The sequence below is a fragment of the Mycoplasma putrefaciens KS1 genome (assembly GCF_000224105.1).
Taxonomy (GTDB): domain Bacteria; phylum Bacillota_I; class Bacilli_A; order Mycoplasmatales; family Mycoplasmataceae; genus Mycoplasma; species Mycoplasma putrefaciens.
In genome coordinates, this window is record NC_015946.1 from 332,246 (window position 1) to 353,146 (window position 20,901).

The 20,901-nt window shown below is 28.4% G+C and carries 17 protein-coding genes; all 17 read left to right on the forward strand.

What is annotated here, in order from left to right; genetic code table 4:
- The first annotated feature begins 8 nt into the window (after positions 1-8).
- The 17 genes from MPUT_RS01470 to tig all read left to right on the forward strand — a co-directional run bounded on the left by MPUT_RS01470 (position 9) and on the right by tig (position 20,796).
- Positions 9-1,742, forward strand: coding sequence for an MAG1210 family protein (locus tag MPUT_RS01470; RefSeq protein WP_014035034.1), 1,734 nt, complete (start codon positions 9-11; stop codon positions 1,740-1,742).
- A 49-nt stretch (positions 1,743-1,791) separates the two neighbouring features.
- The gene (locus MPUT_RS01475) at positions 1,792-2,460 is read left to right on the forward strand and encodes a LemA family protein (protein WP_014035035.1); all 669 of its coding nucleotides are present in this window, start codon (positions 1,792-1,794) and stop codon (positions 2,458-2,460) included.
- Between the two features lie 126 nt (positions 2,461-2,586).
- Positions 2,587-3,771: a methionine gamma-lyase gene (gene megL, locus MPUT_RS01480; protein ID WP_014035036.1), complete on the forward strand. Its 1,185-nt coding sequence runs from the start codon at positions 2,587-2,589 to the stop codon at positions 3,769-3,771.
- Positions 3,772-3,920: 149 nt separating this feature from the next.
- A complete protein-coding gene (locus tag MPUT_RS01485) occupies positions 3,921-6,062 on the forward strand; it encodes an ATP-dependent Clp protease ATP-binding subunit (RefSeq protein ID WP_014035037.1) in 2,142 nt (713 codons plus the stop codon).
- A gap of 8 nt (positions 6,063-6,070) precedes the next feature.
- Positions 6,071-7,102, forward strand: a complete 1,032-nt coding sequence (gene hrcA / locus MPUT_RS01490; protein ID WP_014035038.1) for a heat-inducible transcriptional repressor HrcA — start codon at positions 6,071-6,073, stop codon at positions 7,100-7,102.
- On the forward strand, positions 7,095-7,658 hold the full coding sequence (locus tag MPUT_RS01495) for a nucleotide exchange factor GrpE (protein WP_231992272.1): 564 nt from the start codon (positions 7,095-7,097) through the stop codon (positions 7,656-7,658). The genes hrcA and MPUT_RS01495 overlap by 8 nt, the downstream gene beginning before the upstream one ends.
- 44 nt (positions 7,659-7,702) lie before the next feature.
- Positions 7,703-9,484 (forward strand): molecular chaperone DnaK, encoded by a 1,782-nt coding sequence (dnaK, locus tag MPUT_RS01500; RefSeq protein ID WP_014035040.1) that lies wholly within the window; start codon positions 7,703-7,705, stop codon positions 9,482-9,484.
- Positions 9,485-9,542: 58 nt separating this feature from the next.
- A complete protein-coding gene (gene dnaJ, locus MPUT_RS01505) occupies positions 9,543-10,655 on the forward strand; it encodes a molecular chaperone DnaJ (RefSeq protein WP_014035041.1) in 1,113 nt (370 codons plus the stop codon).
- 117 nt (positions 10,656-10,772) lie between these two features.
- Entirely contained in the window at positions 10,773-11,738 is a 966-nt protein-coding gene (locus MPUT_RS01510) for a DHH family phosphoesterase (protein WP_014035042.1), read from the forward strand.
- Entirely contained in the window at positions 11,731-13,200 is a 1,470-nt protein-coding gene (locus tag MPUT_RS01515; RefSeq protein WP_014035043.1) for an MFS transporter, read from the forward strand. Before MPUT_RS01510 ends, MPUT_RS01515 begins: the two co-directional genes overlap by 8 nt.
- Before the next feature lie 348 nt (positions 13,201-13,548).
- Positions 13,549-14,670, forward strand: coding sequence for a tRNA 2-thiouridine(34) synthase MnmA (gene mnmA / locus MPUT_RS01520; RefSeq protein WP_014035044.1), 1,122 nt, complete (start codon positions 13,549-13,551; stop codon positions 14,668-14,670).
- 50 nt (positions 14,671-14,720) lie between these two features.
- Positions 14,721-15,335 carry a hypothetical protein gene (locus MPUT_RS01525; protein WP_014035045.1) on the forward strand — a complete coding sequence of 205 codons (615 nt, stop codon included), beginning with the start codon at positions 14,721-14,723 and terminating at the stop codon, positions 15,333-15,335.
- A 98-nt stretch (positions 15,336-15,433) separates the two neighbouring features.
- Entirely contained in the window at positions 15,434-17,560 is a 2,127-nt protein-coding gene (locus MPUT_RS01530) for a DUF2779 domain-containing protein (protein ID WP_014035046.1), read from the forward strand.
- Complete coding sequence (gene fmt, locus MPUT_RS01535) at positions 17,547-18,530, forward strand: methionyl-tRNA formyltransferase (RefSeq protein WP_014035047.1); 984 nt, start codon at positions 17,547-17,549, stop codon at positions 18,528-18,530. The genes MPUT_RS01530 and fmt overlap by 14 nt, the downstream gene beginning before the upstream one ends.
- Positions 18,531-18,619: 89 nt before the next feature.
- Positions 18,620-19,174 carry an elongation factor P gene (gene efp / locus MPUT_RS01540; RefSeq protein WP_014035048.1) on the forward strand — a complete coding sequence of 185 codons (555 nt, stop codon included), beginning with the start codon at positions 18,620-18,622 and terminating at the stop codon, positions 19,172-19,174.
- Positions 19,175-19,190: 16 nt separating this feature from the next.
- Positions 19,191-19,490: an MMB_0454 family protein gene (locus MPUT_RS01545; RefSeq protein ID WP_014035049.1), complete on the forward strand. Its 300-nt coding sequence runs from the start codon at positions 19,191-19,193 to the stop codon at positions 19,488-19,490.
- 19 nt (positions 19,491-19,509) lie between these two features.
- Entirely contained in the window at positions 19,510-20,796 is a 1,287-nt protein-coding gene (gene tig / locus MPUT_RS01550; RefSeq protein WP_014035050.1) for a trigger factor, read from the forward strand.
- Positions 20,797-20,901 lie beyond the last annotated feature (105 nt).

The window sequence follows — 20,901 nt, forward strand, 5'->3', positions numbered from 1 at the left end:
ATAGAATTATGGCTGATAACATAATATTTAATCCAGTAAAAGAATATCAAAATTATAAAGACAAACATCTACAAATTGTTAACGATTATTTTGAAGAACTAACTAAAAAATCTCAAATTGATTTAAATCAAAATAAACAACAAGTCGCTAAAATTAATCAAACTAACAATAGAGTAATTACACATAAAAAAAGTTTAAGAAAGTTTAAAATTTTAGCAAAGATAACTCTAATTATTGCGTTTTTATTTTTAGTTGTTGTAATTTATTTTACTGTTAAGTTTTCTAGCTCTGCTCAAACTATTGCTACTTGAACAATTATTTTTTTAACTATTAGTGCAATATTATTTGCTGGATTGTTATTAGTGTATTTATTAGAGATTAGGCCAAAAATAAAACAAGTTCAAACTATAATTTTAAACGATCAAATAAAATATGATCAACAAGTCGAAATCGGAGTTAATCAAGTTAAAGATCTTATTGATTTAATTGGTTATGGTACTAAAGAAAAATTATTTTCGCAAAGTTTTTCATTAATTAAGTTTAACCGATTTTTAGGTGTTAAAAATCTAAACCGCTTCCAAGAAACTTATCTTGATAGTCAACAAATCTATAATGATGATTTTAGTTGTTTAAACATTAAATCAGGTCTAGTTTATCATACACCTTTTTTAATTAACAGAAGTATTTATGAACAAATTGAATCAAAAACTTATACTGGAACTCTGACTATTTCATGAGAAGAACAAGATGGAGATCAAACAATTACTATGACAGAGATTCTAACAGCAAGTGTGGTTAAACCGCTTCCAGTCAATTATTATCAGTCAAGTTTAGCATTAGGAATTGAGATTGCACCAAATTTAGAATTTTCTAGATCAAGTAGTAATTTTCATAATTTAAGTGAGAAAGAAAAAACTAAAAAATATCAAAAAACTGAAAAACAACTATATAAATATGCTGAAAGAAATCTTGATTTTTCACCTTTAGCTAATACTAAATTTGAAACTGCTTTTGCTGCTTTTAATAGAAAAAATGACAAAGAGTTTCGTTTAATGTTTACCCCACTTGCTCAAAATAATTTAATGCAACTAATTGAAGATAACACTTATGGTTTTGGCGATAATTTTATTATGTTCAAAATTAGTAAAGCACTATTTATCTCTTCGTCTAATCTCGATCATTTTGAAATTAATGACAATCTTTTGAAATACTATACTTATGATTATAATGAGATTAAAAATACTTTTATCAAAGATAACGCTAACTATTTTGATCAAATTTACTGATTATTTGCACCATTTTTTGCAATCCCAACTTTAAGCAATTCATCATCTGAAACAATAATTTTTAATAATAATCAAACTTTTGATTTAACTGTTAGTGAAGTCGAATCACAAGTTTGATCACTTTCTAAAACTCTATTTGATCACGAACTAGTTAAAACTGATTCACTATTAAAAGCAGTTGTTGTTGATCAAAAAAACCATCTTTATGAAATTCATTCTAAAGGATACGACATTGTTAAAAGAACTGATTTTATTCCGGTTTTAGGTGATGATGGTTGATGACATGACGTACCTGTGATTTGAGATGATTATGTTGAATATCAAAAAATAACTAAAATTAAACTAACACCATTTAAAGAATTTGTGATTGATGATCAGTGAAAACAAAAATTTGGTTCAAAACTAACTGATAAACAATACATAACAGATTTAGCAATTATTGAATTCTTAGATTAAAAGATAAAGTTATATAATTAGTATATTTAATAATAGAATGGAGTTTATCATGCCAAACCAAATCGATGAATTAAATGGTCCGGTTTTAGAAAACGGGCGAGAAATTAATGTTATTAATAAACAAATCCCTGTTGAAGTAGGAGCGGGTTCACAAATCTTTGAAGCGTCTTTATTTGTGTTATTTATTATTCCTGGATTAATTTTTCAATACCAAAAAGTTAAAGCCAAAAATTACTTAGCTCAATTAGAACAAAAAATTCAACATCATGCTGCTCAAGTTGATAACTATTTAGAACAGAGAGTTGAAGTAATGAAAAACCTAGCGAGTTTACTTTCAAAATCAATTGAACTAGATAAAGATGTTATTAAAACTGTTGCTGCTTATCGATCAGGAGTGAATTTAAACGAAGAATCAGGATCAGAAATTTCTAGAGATCTTGATTTAGTAACTAGAAGTTTACAATTGCAAGTGGAAAATTATCCTGAACTTCAAGCTCATAAATCAATCAAACAAGCTATGCAACAAAACCTTTATCTTCAAAAAGAAATCACAGCAACTCGTGATTTATATAATGATGCAGTTTATCAATGAAATCGTGCTATTTTCGAATGGCCAGCTAAACAAATTGTTGCTGCTAAATTGGGTTATACTACTAAAATTCCGTTTTCTGTTTCAGCAGAAACTAAACAACAAGCAAGACAAGATTTTTTTGCTTAAATCTAATTATTGGCATTTATTTAAGTGCTTTTTATTATTGTCAAATCGTTATTAAAAGATTGTCTGATTCTGTAATTAGAAATATAATTAATTTGTAAGTTAGCTCTTACAAAAAGGCGTTATATTATGAATAAAAAAGGTTTTTCAACTAGAGCAATTCATCAAGGAAAAATTGAAAATAAGTATCGTGCATTAGCCACTCCAATTTATCAAACTTCAACTTTTATTTTTGATTCAGCAGAACAAGGTGGTAATAGATTTGCTGGAATAGAAGAGGGATATATTTATTCAAGACTAGCAAATCCTAGCGTTTCAGTAATTGAAAAGAAAATTGCTTTATTAGAAGGTGCACAAGCTGCTGTAGCTACTTCTTCTGGAATGGGAGCAATCACATCATTGATCTGATCACAACTAAAAGCTGGAGATCACATAGTTGCTGCTAAAACATTATATGGTTGTACATTTGCTTTATTAAAACATGGAATTACAAAATATGGTGTGACAGTTGATTTTGTTGACTCAAGAGATGTTCAAAACATTCAAAAAGCACTTAAACCAAATACTAAAATGGTTTATCTTGAATCACCAGCAAATCCCAATATGTATTTAACTGATATTAAAGCTGCTGCCAAAGTTGCTCATACAATTAAAGACTGTTTATTAGTTGTTGATAGTACTTATTGTACTCCTTATATCCAACGTCCAATTGAACTGGGTGCTGATGTCGTGGTTCATTCAGCGACTAAATATTTAAATGGTCATGGTGATGTTATTGCAGGATTTGTAGTAGCAAATCAAGAAATTATTGATCAAGTAAGAATGGTTGGTATTAAAGATATGACAGGTTCAGTGCTAGGAGCATTTGAAGCTTTTTTACTAGAAAGAGGAATGAAGACTTTAGAAATTAGAATGAAAGCGCACTGTGAGAATGCTTTAAAAGTTGCGGAATTTTTAGAAAGTCACCCAGCAGTTTCAAATGTTTTATATCCTGGTTTAAAATCATTTCCACAGTACCAACTAGCTCAACAACAAATGGATTTACCTGGAGCAATGATCTCATTTGAATTAAAAAATGGTCGCGAAGCTGGAATCAAATTGATGAATAGTGTGAAATTATGTACTTTAGCAGTTAGTCTAGGAGATTGTGAAACACTGATTCAACATCCAGCATCGATGACGCACTCAACATACACTGCCGAACAAAGACAAGCTTCTGATATTGCTGAAGGTTTAGTAAGACTTTCAGTTGGTCTTGAAAATTATCAAGACATTATTGATGATTTAAAGCAAGCTTTAGATAAATTAATCTAATATTAATAAGTATTGAAGTTGAATCAAAAGGTTCAACTTTTTAATTTTAAGAAATTTTTTAAAATTAGCACTCTCACTATTGAATTGCTAGAAATAATGATACAATAAAGATAGTCAAAAATGTTTTTTTGATAAAGGAGGCCAATAAGATGGAGTTTCAACAAAAAGGTACTGTTACTGATGCATTACAAAAATACACAAGAGATTTAACTAAAAATGCTAAAGACGGAAAACTTGATCCAGTTATTGGACGAGAAGAAGAAATATCAAGACTTATTCAAATATTGTCACGTAAAACCAAAAATAATCCAGTTTTAATTGGTGAACCTGGAGTTGGTAAAACAGCAGTGGTTGAAGGCTTAGCTCAACGTATTGTTAAACAAGATGTTCCGGCATTATTAAAAAATAAACGTATTTTAGAATTAGATATGGGTAGTTTAATGGCTGGAGCAATGTATATGGGTGATTATGAATCACGTGTTAAAGCAATCGTTAATGAAATTCAAAAATCTAATGGAGAAATTATTTTATTTATTGATGAATTACACTTAATTATTGGAGCTGGCAAAACTGGAGCTGGAAGCGGAATGGATGTTTCAAATTTGTTAAAACCAGCACTTGCTAGGGGTGAACTAAGAGCAATTGGAGCAACAACTTTAAATGAATATCGTGAATATATTGAAAAAGATGCTGCTTTAGAAAGAAGGTTTCAAAAAGTTTTAGTTTCTGAACCAACTATTGATCAAACAATTTCAATTTTGCGTGGATTAAAAGAGCGTTTTGAAACTTATCATGGAGTAAGAATTCATGATAACGCTTTAGTAGCTGCTGCAAAATTATCAAGCAGATATATTACTGACCGTTTCTTACCAGATAAAGCAATTGATTTAGTTGATGAAGCTTCTGCATCAATTAAAACTGCTTTAGCAAGCGTTCCTGCTGAACTAGATCAAGTTAATAGAAAAGTTATGCAATTAGAAATTGAAAAATTAGCACTAGAAAAAGAAAAAGATGACAAATCAAAAGAAAGACTACAAGAAGCTATTAAAGAACTTGAAAGTTTAAAAGTTCATCAAACTAAATTAAATGATCAATGATTAAAAGAAAAAGAATTTCTAAATAAATTAACTTCATTAAAAGCAACAATTGAAAGCTTAAAACAAGAACTAGAAATTACTCAAAATGATGGAAACTATAAAAGAGCTGGTGAAATTCATTATTCATTGCTTCCATCACTTGAAAAACAACTTGCAAGTTATGAAAGTCAAACTCAAGAACGTATGATTTCTGAAGAAGTAACTGAAACAGATATTGCTAAAGTAGTTGCTAAAGCAACTCATATTCCAGTTGATAAATTAATATCTTCTGAAAAAGAAAAGTTATTAAATTTAGAACAGCTTTTAAAAACTCATATAAAAGGTCAAGACGAAGCTGTTAAAGCAGTTAGTGATGCAATCATGAGAAGTCGTAGTGGTATTAAAGATCCAGACAAACCAATTGGAAGTTTTCTATTTTTAGGACCAACTGGAGTTGGTAAAACTGAAGTTGCTAGAAGTCTAGCTGATATCTTATTTAATTCACCTAAAAAAATGATCAGAATTGATATGAGTGAATATATGGAAAAACACTCAGTTGCTAAACTGATTGGTGCTCCGCCAGGTTATATTGGTTATCAAGAAGGTGGACGTTTAACTGAAGCTGTCAGACGTAATCCTTATTCAATTATTTTGTTTGATGAAATTGAAAAAGCTCATAATGATGTGTTTAACATCTTATTACAAATTTTAGATGAAGGACGTTTAACTGATTCGCTAGGAAAAACCATTGATTTTAAAAATACGATTATTGTTATGACTTCAAATATCGGAAGTGAACATATCCTAGCTAGCACAGATTTAGAATCAGCTAGTCAAAAAATCATCGATCAAGAACTACCAAAACAATTTAAACCAGAATTTTTAAACAGAATTGATAATATTATCTTTTTTAATGCTTTATCAGAACATACTATCGGTGAAATTGTTGATAAAGTCTTAGATGAATTAACTAACAGATTAATCAAAGAACAAAACTATTATGTCACTATTTCTGATTTAGCTAAAGACAAGATTATTAAAGAAGGTTATGATCGACAATTTGGTGCAAGACCAATTAAAAGATATATTGAAAAAAATATTGAAACTTTACTAGCTCATGCCATTATCAGTGGGTTGATAACTGAAAATCAAAGATATATCGTTGATGTTAAAGATGATAAATTTGTATTAGACAAGCTAACAAATCTAAATTAGAATTTAGCATGCTAAAAGAACGACAAATCAAAATTTTAGAAGCTATTGTCAAAGAATTTATCAAAACAAATCAACCAGTTGGTTCTAAAAGAATTTTAGAATTATTAGATATTAAAGTATCATCAGCAACCATTAGAAGCGAATCGGCATTATTAGAAGATCTAGGATATTTAGAAAAACAGCACACTTCAAGTGGAAGAACTCCATCAACTAAAGGTTATCGTTTTTATGTTGATCACATTATGCAGTTTAACATTGAAAATAATCAACAATTAAAAACTTATTTGAAACAGCTAATTGAGCTGAGAAATTATGATGTTGATAAAACTATTAATTATGCGAGTGAAATTATTAGTGAAATAACTAAAATGACCGCAGTTGTTGTTAAAAAAACTAACTTTAAAGATCTTAAATTAAAAAAAATCGACTTAATCATTTTATCTGATCAAATTGCAAATGTGATTTTTGTCTTTTCAGATGGTTCGATTCAAAATAAAAGTTTTAATTTAAAAGATGTTAGTTTAGAAGATTTGCAAGTTGCAATTAAATTATTTTCTGATTTTTTATTAGATGTTAGTTTGGATGAAATTGATCATCACATTTCAAGTTTAAAACAACAACTAGCATTAAACATTAAACAATATGATTATGTTTTAAATACTTTTATTAACACAATTTTAGATTCTAAAACTGATCAAAAAGAAATTCATGGAATGCGTTTTATGTTAGAAAACCCAGAATTTAATGATACTCAAAAACTAAAAAATGCCGTGAAATTAATGGAAGAATTAACTCCGTTTCAATGATTTGACATAGCATATGAATCTAATAAAAATCTCAATAAAGTTTCAACAAAAATAGGTAATGAAATTGCTAAAGATATTGATGATATTGCTATGGTAGGAACACAGTTAAATGTTGGTGATAACTCAACAGTACTAACATTGATTGGCCCTAAAAGAATTGATTATTCACAAGTCAATTATCTAATGAATCTAATTATTGAAATTATTAATGGAAAGGATGCAGATCATGGCTAAAAATAAATCCAAAAAAGATCGTATTTTAGAATGAGTTGACAAGCTAGATGAAGAAACTAAAAAACTAATTTTAAAATATGTTGATGAAATTAAAGATAGAAAAAGACAAACTGCTCAAGAAAATCAGCAGCTAAAAGAACAACTAGAATATCAAAAACAATTACATCTAGCTGATATTGCTAATCTGACAAAAAAATATAATCAAAAAGAAGCCGAAATTAGAAAATACGGTTCTCAAAGTTTAGCAAAAGAAATCATTCAACCAATTGAATTGTTAAAAAAAGTTGTCAACACACCAGTTAATAACGATGCTTTAAAAGCCTATGTTATGGGTTTTGAAATGATTTCTAACCAATTGCTACAAACTTTAGAAAATAATCATATTAAACCTATGAATGTTAAAGTAGGTGAGATCTTTGATTCAAATAAACAAGAAGCAGCTGAATTAGTAGAAAATTCAGAATTTGAATCAAACAGAATTGTTAGTGTAATTAGTGATGGATATATGTTACATGACAAAGTTTTAATTTATGCACTTGTTAAAGTTGCTAAATAGATCAATCAAAAAACTAATAAAACTATAAAAAGGAGAAAGCTATTATGTCAAAAGAAAAAATTATCGGAATCGATTTAGGAACAACTAATTCTGTTGTTTCAGTAATTGAAGGTGGGCAACCTGTAATTTTAGAAAACCCAGAAGGACAAAGAACCACTCCAAGTGTTGTGGCTTTTAAAAACTCAGATATTATTGTTGGTGGAGCCGCTAAACGTCAAGCTGTTACTAATCCAAATGTTGTACAATCAATTAAATCAAAAATGGGAACAACGCAAAAAGTTACTTTAGAAAATAAAGATTACACCCCAGAACAAATTTCAGCTGAAATTTTAAGATATATGAAAAATTATGCTGAATCTAAACTAGGTCAAAAAATTTCTAAAGCAGTAATTACTGTGCCAGCTTATTTTAATGATGCACAACGTAAAGCAACCAAAGACGCAGGAAAAATTGCGGGACTAGAAGTAGAAAGAATTATTAATGAACCAACTGCTGCCGCTTTAGCTTATGGATTAGACAAAGCTAATAAAGAAGAAAAAGTTTTAGTTTATGATTTAGGTGGTGGAACATTTGACGTTTCGATTTTAGAAATTGCAGATGGAACATTTGAAGTATTATCAACTAGTGGAAATAACAAGCTAGGTGGAGATAATTTTGACGAAGCAGTAATTAATTGATTATTAGAAAAAATTAAAGCTGAATTTGCAATTGATTTATCACAAGATAAAATGGCTCGTCAAAGATTAAAAGATGAAGCTGAAAAAGCAAAAATTAATTTATCAAGCCAGTTAGAAGTTGAAATTAACTTACCATTTATTGCAATGAATGATAATGGTCCAATTTCATTTGCAACTACTTTATCAAGAAGTGAATTTAATAAAATCACTAAACACTTAGTTGATCTAACTTCTCAACCAGTTCAAGATGCACTACGTGAAGCAAAATTAACATCAAAAGATATTGATGAAGTTTTACTAGTAGGTGGATCAACAAGAATTCCGGCCGTTCAAGATTTAGTAAAAAGTTTATTAAAAAAAGAACCTAACCGTTCAATCAATCCTGATGAAGTTGTAGCTATGGGTGCTGCAATACAAGGAGCAGTGCTAGCTGGAGATGTTAAAGATGTTTTATTATTAGATGTCACTCCACTATCATTAGGAATTGAAACTATGGGTGGGATTATGACTAAATTGATTGAAAGAAATACCACTATTCCAACTGAAAAATCACAAATCTTTTCAACTGCAGCAGATAACCAACCAGCTGTTGACATCAACATTTTACAAGGTGAAAGACCAATGGCTGCTGATAACAAATCACTAGGACAATTCCAACTAACAGGAATTCAACCGGCTCCTAAAGGTGTACCTCAAATCGAAGTTACTTTTAAAATTGATGCTAATGGAATTGTAAGTGTTTCAGCTAAAGATAAGCAAACAAACGAAGAAAAATCTATTACCATTTCAAACTCAGGAAACTTAAGTGATGATGAAATTAATAGAATGGTTAAAGAAGCTGAAGAAAATGCTGCTAGTGATGAAATTAAAAAGAAAAATGTTGAACTAAAAAATAAAGCTGAAAGCTATGTTAATGTCATTGAAACTTCAATTAAAGAAGCAGGTGATAAAGTTACTCCTGAACAAAAAGAACAATCAGAAAAAATGCTTTCTGAAATTAAAGAATTAATTAAAAATGAAGATTATGCTGGTTTAGAACAAAAAATGAGTGAACTAGAACAAGCAATGGCTGCAGCTGCTGAATTTGCAAAACAACAAGGCTTTGACCCAAACCAAGATCCAAACCAAGATCCAAACCAACAACAATAAAAGCAATACAAACTAATAATTATTAGTTTGTTTTACTAGTTAAGAAAAGAGCAAAAAGATGGCAAAAAGAGATTATTATGAAGTCTTGGGAGTTTCAAAACAAGCAAGTGAACAAGAAATTAAAAAAGCTTATCGTAAACTTGCTAAGCAATATCATCCCGATCTAAATAAATCACCAGATGCTGAAGAAAAATTTAAAGAAATTAATGAAGCTGCTGAAGTATTATTAGATAAAGACAAAAAAGCTAGATATGATCAGTTTGGTCATGCTGGAGTTAATGGCTCAGCAGGATTTAATGGTTTTAGTGGATTTGAAGATATTTTTAGTCAAATGAATTCTGGAGCAGGTTCATTTTTTGGAGACATCTTTAATGACTTTTTTGGATCACAACGTTCAACTTATCAGCGAGCTGTTAAAGGTGAAAGTGTAAAAGTTGAAATGTATTTATCTTTTAAAGAATTCTTATTTGGTGTTGATAAAATTCTAGAATTAAGGTTGTTATCTAATTGTTTGGCATGTCATGGATCTGGAGCAATGACATTAAATGATATTGTTCAATGTCAACGCTGTTATGGATCGGGTCAAATTAACATTCAGAGAAATATGGGGATTTTACAATTCCAACAATCAGCAACTTGTCCTGATTGTCATGGTGAAGGAAAAATTATTAAAAATAAGTGTAAGGAATGTAACGGAAAAGGTCATTATTATGCCAAACAAAAAATTGAAGTTAATATTCCTAAAGGAATTAGACCTGGTCAACAAATTAAACTAGCAAATAAAGCACATGCTTCATTAAATGGTGGAGCTAATGGTGATTTATATATTGACATTTTATTAAAAGAGTCAAAAGTCTTTGAAATCATTAACAATGTTGATTTAAAAATGATTTGAAACGTTTCTTATATTGATGCAATTTTAGGAAATGAAATTAGTATTAAAACTTTAGATGGTGATGTTAAAGTTAAATTACCAAAAGGTATTAATTCTAAAGAAACTATCAGAATTTCAAACAAGGGATTATTTAAACAAATTAATAAAGATAAAAGAGGAGATCTATTTATCGAAATTAATATTGCAGTACCAAGAACTCTGTCAAAAGTTGAAAAGGAATTAATTGAATCACTATCAAAAACAACTGCTTTTAAACCAACTAATTTAGTTGAATAATTTTTAGATGTGTAGAACTCGTGTAGTTTTACACATTTTGTTTTGCTTAACTTACAACACTAAAACTCGGGTGTTATGATTAAGATGTGGTGTCATATACATAAGAAAGGTTATTTTATGGATAAAACAGCTGTTGATAAGATATTGGATCTAATTAAAAAAAACGATTCAATTATCATTTTAAGACATGTTACTGCTGATGGTGATGCTTATGGATTTCAGTTTGGACTAAGAAATCTAATTAAGTTAAATTGACCAGAAAAAACAGTTAAAATTACTGGACAACCTACTAAATATTTAGATTATATTGGTACTGATTTTGATTCGGTAAGTGACCAAGAATTTAAAAATAGTTTAGTTATAGTTGGTGATACAGCAAACAGACCGAGAATTGATGAATCACGTTGAAATTTAGCAAAAATAATTGTTAAAATTGATCATCATCCAAACAGAGATGTTTATGGTGATGTGATGTGAGTTGATCCTGATTATTGTGCAACTTCAGAAATGTTAGCTGATCTTATTTATCAAAACCCAGACTTAAAAATTGATGCTGAAACCGCAAGAATTATTTATCATGGAATTGTAACTGATTCTAATCGATTTATGTTGCGTTATCCAAAACCAAGAACATTTAGACTAGCGGCCTTTTTATTAGAACAGGGCTTTGATTTAAGTGAGTTATATCAAACAATGTATCAAAAAACTGAAACTGATCTGAAACTAACTAGTCATGTTTATTCGAACTATAAAACAACTAAACACGGAGTTAGTTATCTGTATTTAAGATACTCAGAATTAAAAGAACTTGGTTTAGATACAGATTATGTTGCTTATGAATATGTTAACTTACTAAGCAATATTAAAAATAGACCGATTTGAGCATTTTTTTGTGAATATCAAAACGGTACTATAAGAGTTGAACTTCGTTCACAAAACATTCAAATTAATCAAATTGCTGAAAAATATGGTGGTGGTGGACACAAAACTGCTGCTGGAATTAAAATTGATAGTTTTGATATTGCAGATCAAGTCGTTAATGATTTAGATGCTATTTTAGAAAGAAGGGCAGATAATGAATAAACTTAAAAATCCTAACAAGGTTAAAAGCCCTAGAAAAATTAAAAATGTCTTTAATTGGTTAAATGAAAAACAAGCTGAACCTTTAACTCAAGATAATCTTTATGATTTTGTTGTTAAAAAAGAATTTAAACATAACCAAAATTTAACATTTGTAATGGCTTTTTTAGGTTATTTAGTTTATTACTTTACAAGAAAACAATGAACTATTTTTGGAAGTATTATTACAATTGGTAGTACTAATGCCGAAGGAATTATTACTGGTGAGCAATTTGCACTAGTAGGATTGGTCTTTTCAATTGCTTATGGGTTATCTAAATTTTTAACTTCTCCACTTTCAGATACTAAATCAAATCGCTGGTTATTAGGTATAGGACTGATTGGAGCCGGAATTATTAACTTTTTAGTAGGAGTTAGTTTTAGTTCAAAAACTAACATAACTGCTTCAGTTGTTGGAACATGCATTTTAATGGTATTAGCAGGTTATCTTCACAGCCTTGGAGCTACACCTTCTGTGCGTTTAATTTATAAATGATTTAACCACAATAGCAGAAGAAATAGAATGATTGTTTGAAATATTTCTCATAATATTGGTGGAGCTTTAGCTGTTTCAATCATTCCTTTATCATATACAGTTTTTGGACCTAGTCTAGGACTTATTGGTTATTTTGTAATTCCAAGCTTAGCTAGTGTTATAACAGGTATTTTAGTGGTAATTTTTGCAAAAGATAGACCAGAACAAGTTGGACTACCTGCGCTTGAAAAATACTATAACTTACAACTAATCGGAAAAACTCAACATCAACAAACTGATGAAGACAACAAACCATATAGTTACTTTTTTGTAAAATACATCTTAAAAAATAAGTGAATTTGATTATTAGTTATTGCAAATATTTGTACTTATACTATACGTGCTGGATTAAGTGATTTTGCACTAAGATATCTTAGAGATGTTCAACACTTTGACATTGAAAAAGAAGGTGGAGTTGTTTATTCACTACTAGATTGAGGAGCAGTAGTTTTAACACTTATTGTTGGTTTATCAATTAATAAGTGATTTAAAAGATTTGTACCAATTCTAATTTTAACTGTGTTAATTACAACTCTAGCAACTGTAGGAATTTGACAATCAAAAGATAATAAAACCTTATTAATAATTTCGATGTTTTTAGGTGGATTTATCTTTATTCCACAATCATTTTTTGCCATGTTATCTGGAGAATTTTCTCATCACCGAGTAGTTTCAACAGCTGGAGGAATATTAGGAATCACAAGTTATGTCTTTGCTGATGGAATCATTTCTAAAGTTGGAATCGGAATCGGAATTTTAGGAACTAAAGCTAATAACACAACTCCAACTCCAGAACAATATCAAAACATGTTTATATTAATGATTGTTTTAGGAGTGGTTGCTTGTTTAAGTTTACTTCCAATGTGAAATAAAAAAGTTTCAGGAAAATAACATTATTTATTAGTTTAAGTTAGTAAGACTATTAACAAGATTTATAAATAAAATTTTACTTAACAAAGCAGGATAAGCTTGCTGTTTTAAAAAGACAAAAACGACACACGATTGTGTGTTTTTTGTTTAAAAATCAATATTAAGATTAATCTGGTATTTATTTTAAATTTAAAAAAAATTAAAATAGTGCAGATCTATTTACAAAATAAACTTTCAAATATAAAGTATGATTTTTATTAACTATTTAAGATTAAATCTTATTTATTGACTTATGTTTCTACTTAGAGATAATATTTTATTTTTTATTTTTAGTAGTTAAAATAATATTTAGAATGTGAAAGGAAAGCTATGAAAAAAGTTATAGTTGGTTTGAGTGGTGGAGTCGATTCATCAGTTGCTGCTTATTTATTAATTCAACAAGGTTATCAAGTTGAAGGGCTATTTATGAGAAACTGAGATTCTGCTGTTAATAATGATGTCTTAGGAAATTGAAATATTAATGATAGTATTTGTCCTCAAGAACAAGATTATAATGATGCTTTAAAAGTAGCTGAAAAACTAAATATTAAATTACATCGAGTTGATTTTGTTGAAGAATATTGAGAATATGTCTTTCAATATTTTATTGATGAATATCAAAAAGGACGCACTCCAAATCCAGATATTTTATGTAATAAATATATTAAATTTGATAAATTTTTAAACTATGCAGTTAATAACTTAAAAGCAGATTACATCGCAATGGGACACTATGCTGGAATTAGGTTTAATCAAAATACTAATCAGTATGAATTAATCAGAGCAGTTGATCAAAATAAAGACCAAACCTATTTTTTATCTCAACTAACTCAAAACCAACTAGCTAAAACATTATTTCCTTTACAAGGATTGACAAAAATTCAAATACGTCAAATTGCAAGAGAACAAGATTTAATCACAGCTGACAAAAAAGACTCAACAGGAATTTGTTTTATTGGTGAAAGACATTTCACTGAATTTTTACAAAACTATATTGCAAACCAACCTGGTGATATTGTTGATATAAAAACTAATAAAGTACTTGGAAGACACATCGGTGTTATGTATTATACTATTGGTCAAAGAAAAGGCTTGAACTTAGGTGGGATGAATGAACCTTATTATGTTGCAAAAAAAGATCTACAACAAAAAATTCTTTATGTTTCAGCTTTAAGTGATCAAAGTTATTTATTATCAAATCAATGTACTGTTACAGAAGTTAACTGAACTTTAGATCTTAGCAGATATGTAAGTGATGTTAAGCATTTTAAATGTACAGCTAAGTTTCGATACCGTCAATCAGACAGTCAAGTAGCATTACAATATCTTAATAATGATAGTTATCAAGTGATTTTTGATCAACCATTAAAAGCCATTACTCCTGGTCAACAAGCAGTCTTTTATTTAGATGAAATTTGTTTAGGTGGAGCAGTTATTGATCAGGTTAATTAATAATAAAAAATGCTTTATAATATATATTAACTGAAAAGGAAAATGATTTTATGACGTCTACTATAATGATGATTGCGCTGCTTGTTTTTATTATAGGATTTGTAGTTTGAAGCACAATCACAGGAAGAAAAGCTAATAAAAAAGAAAAAGAAGAACGTTACCAACAAGTAAGAGATCAAATTAAAACTTATATTGCTAAAGTTGAATCAAGAAAAAACTTAAGAATTGAATTTGAAAAAGTTTATGCCAGAAAAGGTGCAGAATACAAATATCGAGATGTTTTTGATGTTATTGTGCAATTAGTATCACCAAAAACTCAAGAAGTATTAGAAACTAGAGCTTATGAAGTTGAAGGTTTAACAACCAAAATAGCAAAAAACCAGTATAAAACAGAATGAGTTGTTAACACTCAACTAGATCTAGAAGAAACTAAAAGAAGAATTGCAATTGCAGAAAAAGAAATTAAGTTAACTAAAGCCGAAAAAAAACAATTACGTTTAGCTGAAAAAGCTTCAGCAAAACAACTACAACAACAAGAAAAAGAACAATTAAAAAAAGCAAAACAATCTTCTAAAAATCATAAAAAAGCTCTTGATTTATCTGAAGAACGTAAAATTTATGCATCTAAACAAAAATTTGTTCCAACAAGAACCAAAGAAAACTAATTATTACAATCTTTTGGGATTGTAATTTTTATTCTAACTAATTAATTGTATTCTAAAGTATAATTTTAAAGTACAAAAACTAGAAAATAGGTATTAATATGACCCAGTTTTTCAAAACAAATATCAGTAAAGAAACTTTTAAAATTGCTAATACTGAGTGTCTTAAAAAAGCATGAGTTTTTCATAGTTTAGATCATTTTAAAAAAACGATTACACTTCATCAACAACAAAAATTTTTTTTCAATTTAGATAATGATTTAGCTGGTGAAGATGATTTTACTAGTAATGCTAGTAGTATTGATTTATTTGAAGAATACACAAATTCAAAGCTAAAAACCTTAGCTGAACAAACTGAATTTGAAGCAAAATGAAAACAAGCTTTTAATAATGATGATGGTTTTACTATTAGTGAATTTCAAGGTGATGCAATTGAAGATGGTCGAGAATTTGGAGCTAAAGTGATTGCATATTTTGAAATAGATCGACAAAAAAATCATCCAAATAAACTAACCAAAGATTTCAACCAATTTGCAAATATCACTCAAGCAGTTGAACAAACCAAATTATTATTAGAAAATGAGCAGAACAAATATATTTATTTATACGAACCGGCATTTGAATTTGATAATTTTAATTTAAAAGTAAGATGCGATGTTTTAAAGCTTAAAGGTAATAATCATGTTGAAATTATTGAAGCTAAAGCCACAACTTCTGTTAAAAAAGAACATTTTTGAGATTTAGTTTATCAAGCTTATGTTTTAGAAAAAAACGGTTATATTGTTGATAATATTTCTATTTGTAGACTTAATAAAGATTATTTATATGCTCAAGACTATCACTATTATTTTGATTTTTCAGAAGAAATTGAAAAACTAGATCGAAAATATTTTGACCTTGACCTTGATTTTTATCAAATTAAAAAAGTTGTTGATCAACTTGATGAGTTAGATCTTGGTTTTAAAGATCTAGATCAGCTTGAAGATCACGATTTAGAAAGATTGGTTGTCATTGATCAAGAGACTTATGGATCAGCAAGACAAAGAGCAAGTTTGTTTGAAGATTATAAAAATTTAAAAAAATTTCTTAACCTAGATGATTTATTTATCAAAATTGCTGATTTTTTAAGTTTAGAAGATCATCAAATTACATCAGTTTTTAATAGTGATTCTTGTTTTTTACAAGTTGATAAAAAAGCTAAAAACTGAATTAGTTGACAGTTAGATGAAACAGAAAAAATAGCTTGTAAACACATCTTGAAATATTTTGATCAAAACATTGAAGGGTGATGACAACTAACAGGTAAAAATAAAGATGTTAGAGCTTATTTAATTAAGCATTTATCATCACCATATTTTAAAGACTATCAAACTTTAAATGATCCTGAAATTATTAATCTTGTTGGCTCAAGTGATTTTTTTAACGAAACTCAAAATAGAATTTTTGAACTTGCAAAATTAGATCAAGAAATTCAAAGCGATGAGACTTTAATGATTGAAGATAAAAACTTTTGATACTTAAAACAAGAACTATCTAAATATAGTAAAAGACCTGTTTTTATGTATGATTTTGAAACTGTTAAATTTGCTGTTCCAAGATTTTATAAAACCAATCCTTATTATCAAACACCGTTTCAATATTCAATCGATGTGATTTATGATGATAATTATGATTACAATCAGCCTCAAACTATGAAACATTATCAATTTTTGTCTAATTCAGTTCAAGATCCAAGAAAAGCATTTGTTATTAACTTTTTAAAAGATATTTTTAATAATCATCCAGGAGTTTATGTAGCTTATAACAAATCATTTGAACAAAGAGTTTTAAAATCTCTAGCATGTTTATTTCCAAAATTAGAACAAGCTTTAATGTATATAGTTAACAACACCATTGATTTAATGGATTTTTTTAAAGGTAAAAAAGATCTTAGGCCAAGTTTTTTAATTGGTAATAGGAATTTTCATGGTTTATATTCAATCAAAAAAACTCAACCAGCTTTAGATCCTAACTTTAGTTATAAAGATTTGACTATTAATAATGGAAGTAAAGCAAGCGAAGTATTTAGAAGGTTTTTAGAAGCAAGAATTGATCAACAAAGTTGAGAAAATTTTATTAAACCAGATATGATTAACTACTGTAATCGTGATACTTTAGCTATGGTAGTAATTTTAAAAAGAGTCTCAGAAGTAGCTAGAAAGTGAGAATTAAAACATGACCAAGAATAATAAAATTAAAGCTGTTTTTTGTGGAACACCTGAAATTGGAGCAACTGTTTTAAAAGCTTTAACTGAAATTGAACAAATTGAAGTAATTTTAGTAATTAGTCAACCAGACAAACCACAAGGACGAAAAAAACAACTAATACCCACTGCAGTTAAACAAACTGCACTAGCTAAGGATATTAAAGTTATTCAACCAGTCAAAATTGTTGAAGCTTATGATTATTTAGCTAGTTTAGACTTTGATTTACTAATTACTTGTGCTTATGGACAGTTTATTTCTACTAAAATTTTAAAACTTGCTAAGTTTGATGCAATTAATTTTCACGGAAGTTTATTACCAAAATTAAGAGGTGGAGCTCCAATTCAGTATGCAATTAGAAATGGTGAAACTAAAACTGGAATTACTATTATGAAAATGATTAAAGAAATGGATGCTGGTGATTATTATGTTCAAGAAGAACTTGAGATTTTACCAACTGATGATGCCGGTAGTTTATTTAAAAAAATGGCAGATTTAGCAGCTAGTATGGCCAAAAAATATTTAGTTGATATTTACAATAATAAGTACTGTGCTATCAAACAAGATCCAGAAAAAGTTAGTTTTTGTAAAAATATTTCATCAGAAGAAGAACAAATTAACTGAAATGATACTGCATTTAACATTTTTAATTTAATTAGATCACTTTCACCAAGTCCAATTAGTTATACAACAATCAACCAACAAAGATATAAGATTAAAAGCTCAATGATCACTGAAATTGCTGACAAATACAACGATGTTGAACCTGGAACTATTATTGATATTAACAAGCAAGGAATTGTTGTTAAAACTAAAGATCAAGCAATCACTATTTTAGAAATTCAAAGACAAGGTAAAAAACTACAGCCTGCTAATTTGTACTTTCTAAATAATTTAACAGATTTAAAAATTAATGATATTTTCGATAAAAATCATCAAAGATCCATTAAATAATTAGATATTTTAAAAGTCTATAAGATGATATAATATTATAGAATTTTGCTTCTTAGCAATCAAAATAATTTTTAAAAAGGAGACGAAAAATGTCAGTTAATGATTTGCGTCCAGGAACAACTTTTTTATATGATCAAAATATCTATTTAGTTTTAGAACAATCTTTTTCTAAGACTGGTCGTCAACAAGGCAAAGTTTCAGTAAAAGCTAAAAACTTAAGAACTGGAGCAAGAGTTGACCTAACTTTTACAGGTGGAGAAAAAGTTGACAAAGCTATGATCGAAAGAAAAGATATGCAATATTTATATAATGATGGAGTAGATGCATATTTAATGGATGTTGATAGTTATGATCAAGTTCAAATTCCGATGTCAAGATTAGAGTGAGAAAAAAACTTTTTAGTAGATGGTTTGATGATCAAAATGACTGAATTTGAACAAGAAGTTCTAGGAATTGCTTTACCTGATAAAGTTGAATTGACTGTAATTGAAGCTGAAGCTGCAGTTAAAGGCGACACTACAAGTGGTGCTCAAAAAAAAGCAGTCTTAGAAACAGGATTAGAAATTATGGTCCCTTTATTTGTCAACCAACAAACTAAAGTAATAGTTTCAACTAGTGATGGTAAATATGTTGGACGAGCTTAATAAAGAGGTGAATTAAATGTATATTTCTATTGATAAAAACAGAAGAGGAAATCTAGAAATTGAACAAAGAGTTATCAATAAAATAGTTAAAAATACAGTGCTTTTAAACTCTGCAATTGACAATTTATCTGATATTAATGTTTCAACTAGTGTATTTCAAGAAGATCAATTATACATTCTAATAACTGTTAAAGTGAGAAATAAAATTGAAGATTTAAAAATCAATAAAGATAAGCTACTTAAATCTATTGATAAAAACCTTTCTCAAACTATTTCAATAAAACCAAAAAATATTAATATTTCATACATAAAATAACAGAAGGGAAAAAACCATAATGAAATTTACTGAAGAAAAATTAATTGATCAAGGTCAAGCAAAATGGATCATTACGATTGATGGTCAAGAATGACAAGATCTATTAAAAAAAGCTCGCAATAAAATTAAAAATAACTTAGAAATCCCAGGATTTAGAAAAGGTAAAGCTCCAGAAGCAAAACTAGCTAGTTTTTTAACACCTACTAAAGTTTATAACGAAGCTTTTAAACTTGCTTTACAACCAGCATTTGAATTTGCTAGAAGCCAAGAAGCAAAAATTAGTCCTTTAAATGCTCCAAGTCCAGTTCCTGCAAAAGTTAACGAACAAGAATTAGTAATTAATTTTGTATTTGATCTACGTCCAGATATTAAACTGGGAAGTTATACTGGAATTAGCTCAGTTGAAAAACCTGAAATTAAAATTACTGATCAAGAAGTTGATCAAGTAATTGATAGCTATTGCCAACAATTTGCAATGGAAAAACTAAAACCTGAAGATGCTAAGATAGCTAAAGGTGATTTAGTAATATTTGATTTTAAAGGTTATGTTGATGATAAACCTTTTGATGGTGGAGAAGCTAAGGACTTTAGACTTGAAATTGGTTCAAACCAATTTATTCCTGGATTTGAAGATGCTATGATTGGATTATCAGTTGGTGAAAATCAAGAAATTAATGTTAAATTCCCAGAACAATATGTTGAATCACTATCAGGAAAAGCTGCAAAATTTGTTTTAAACATTAAATCAATTAGTCAAAGAATTTTACCAGCTAAAGATGATGAACTAGCTAAAGATTTAAACATTCCTGAAATTCAAACTTTTGAACAACTAAAACAAAAAGTTAGACAAGATTTGTTAAAATCTAAAACAATCGCCGCTAAAACTGAATTTGTCGATAAAATTATTGATGAAATTATTAAAAATTCTGAAATTGAATTACCAAAATCAGCAATTGAAAAACAGGCAAAACAACTGAAAAAAGATTTTCAAGATGAAATTGCAAGACAAGGTGTTGATTTAAAACAATACAAAGAGTTTACTAAATTATCAGATCAAGATATTGAAGATGAATTACACCGTGATGCTAAACGTCGTTTACAAGCTTATTTGATCACTTCAGAAATTAAGTTAAAAGAAAGCTTACAAGCAACTGAAGAAAAAATTAAAACTAAGCTTGAAGAAATTGCTAAACAATATAATCTTGATGCTGAACAAATTAAAACTTCAATTTCAACTGAAGCTTTAAAACTACAAGTTGAAGATGAATTAATTTACGACTTTTTATACGATAAAAACGGTAAATAATTAAAATTAACTGCTAATACTAGATTGAGACATCCTTAAAGGGTGTTTTTTCTTAAATTAGCACTTGTACTTTTAAAGTGCTAGAATTATGATAAAATAAATCTT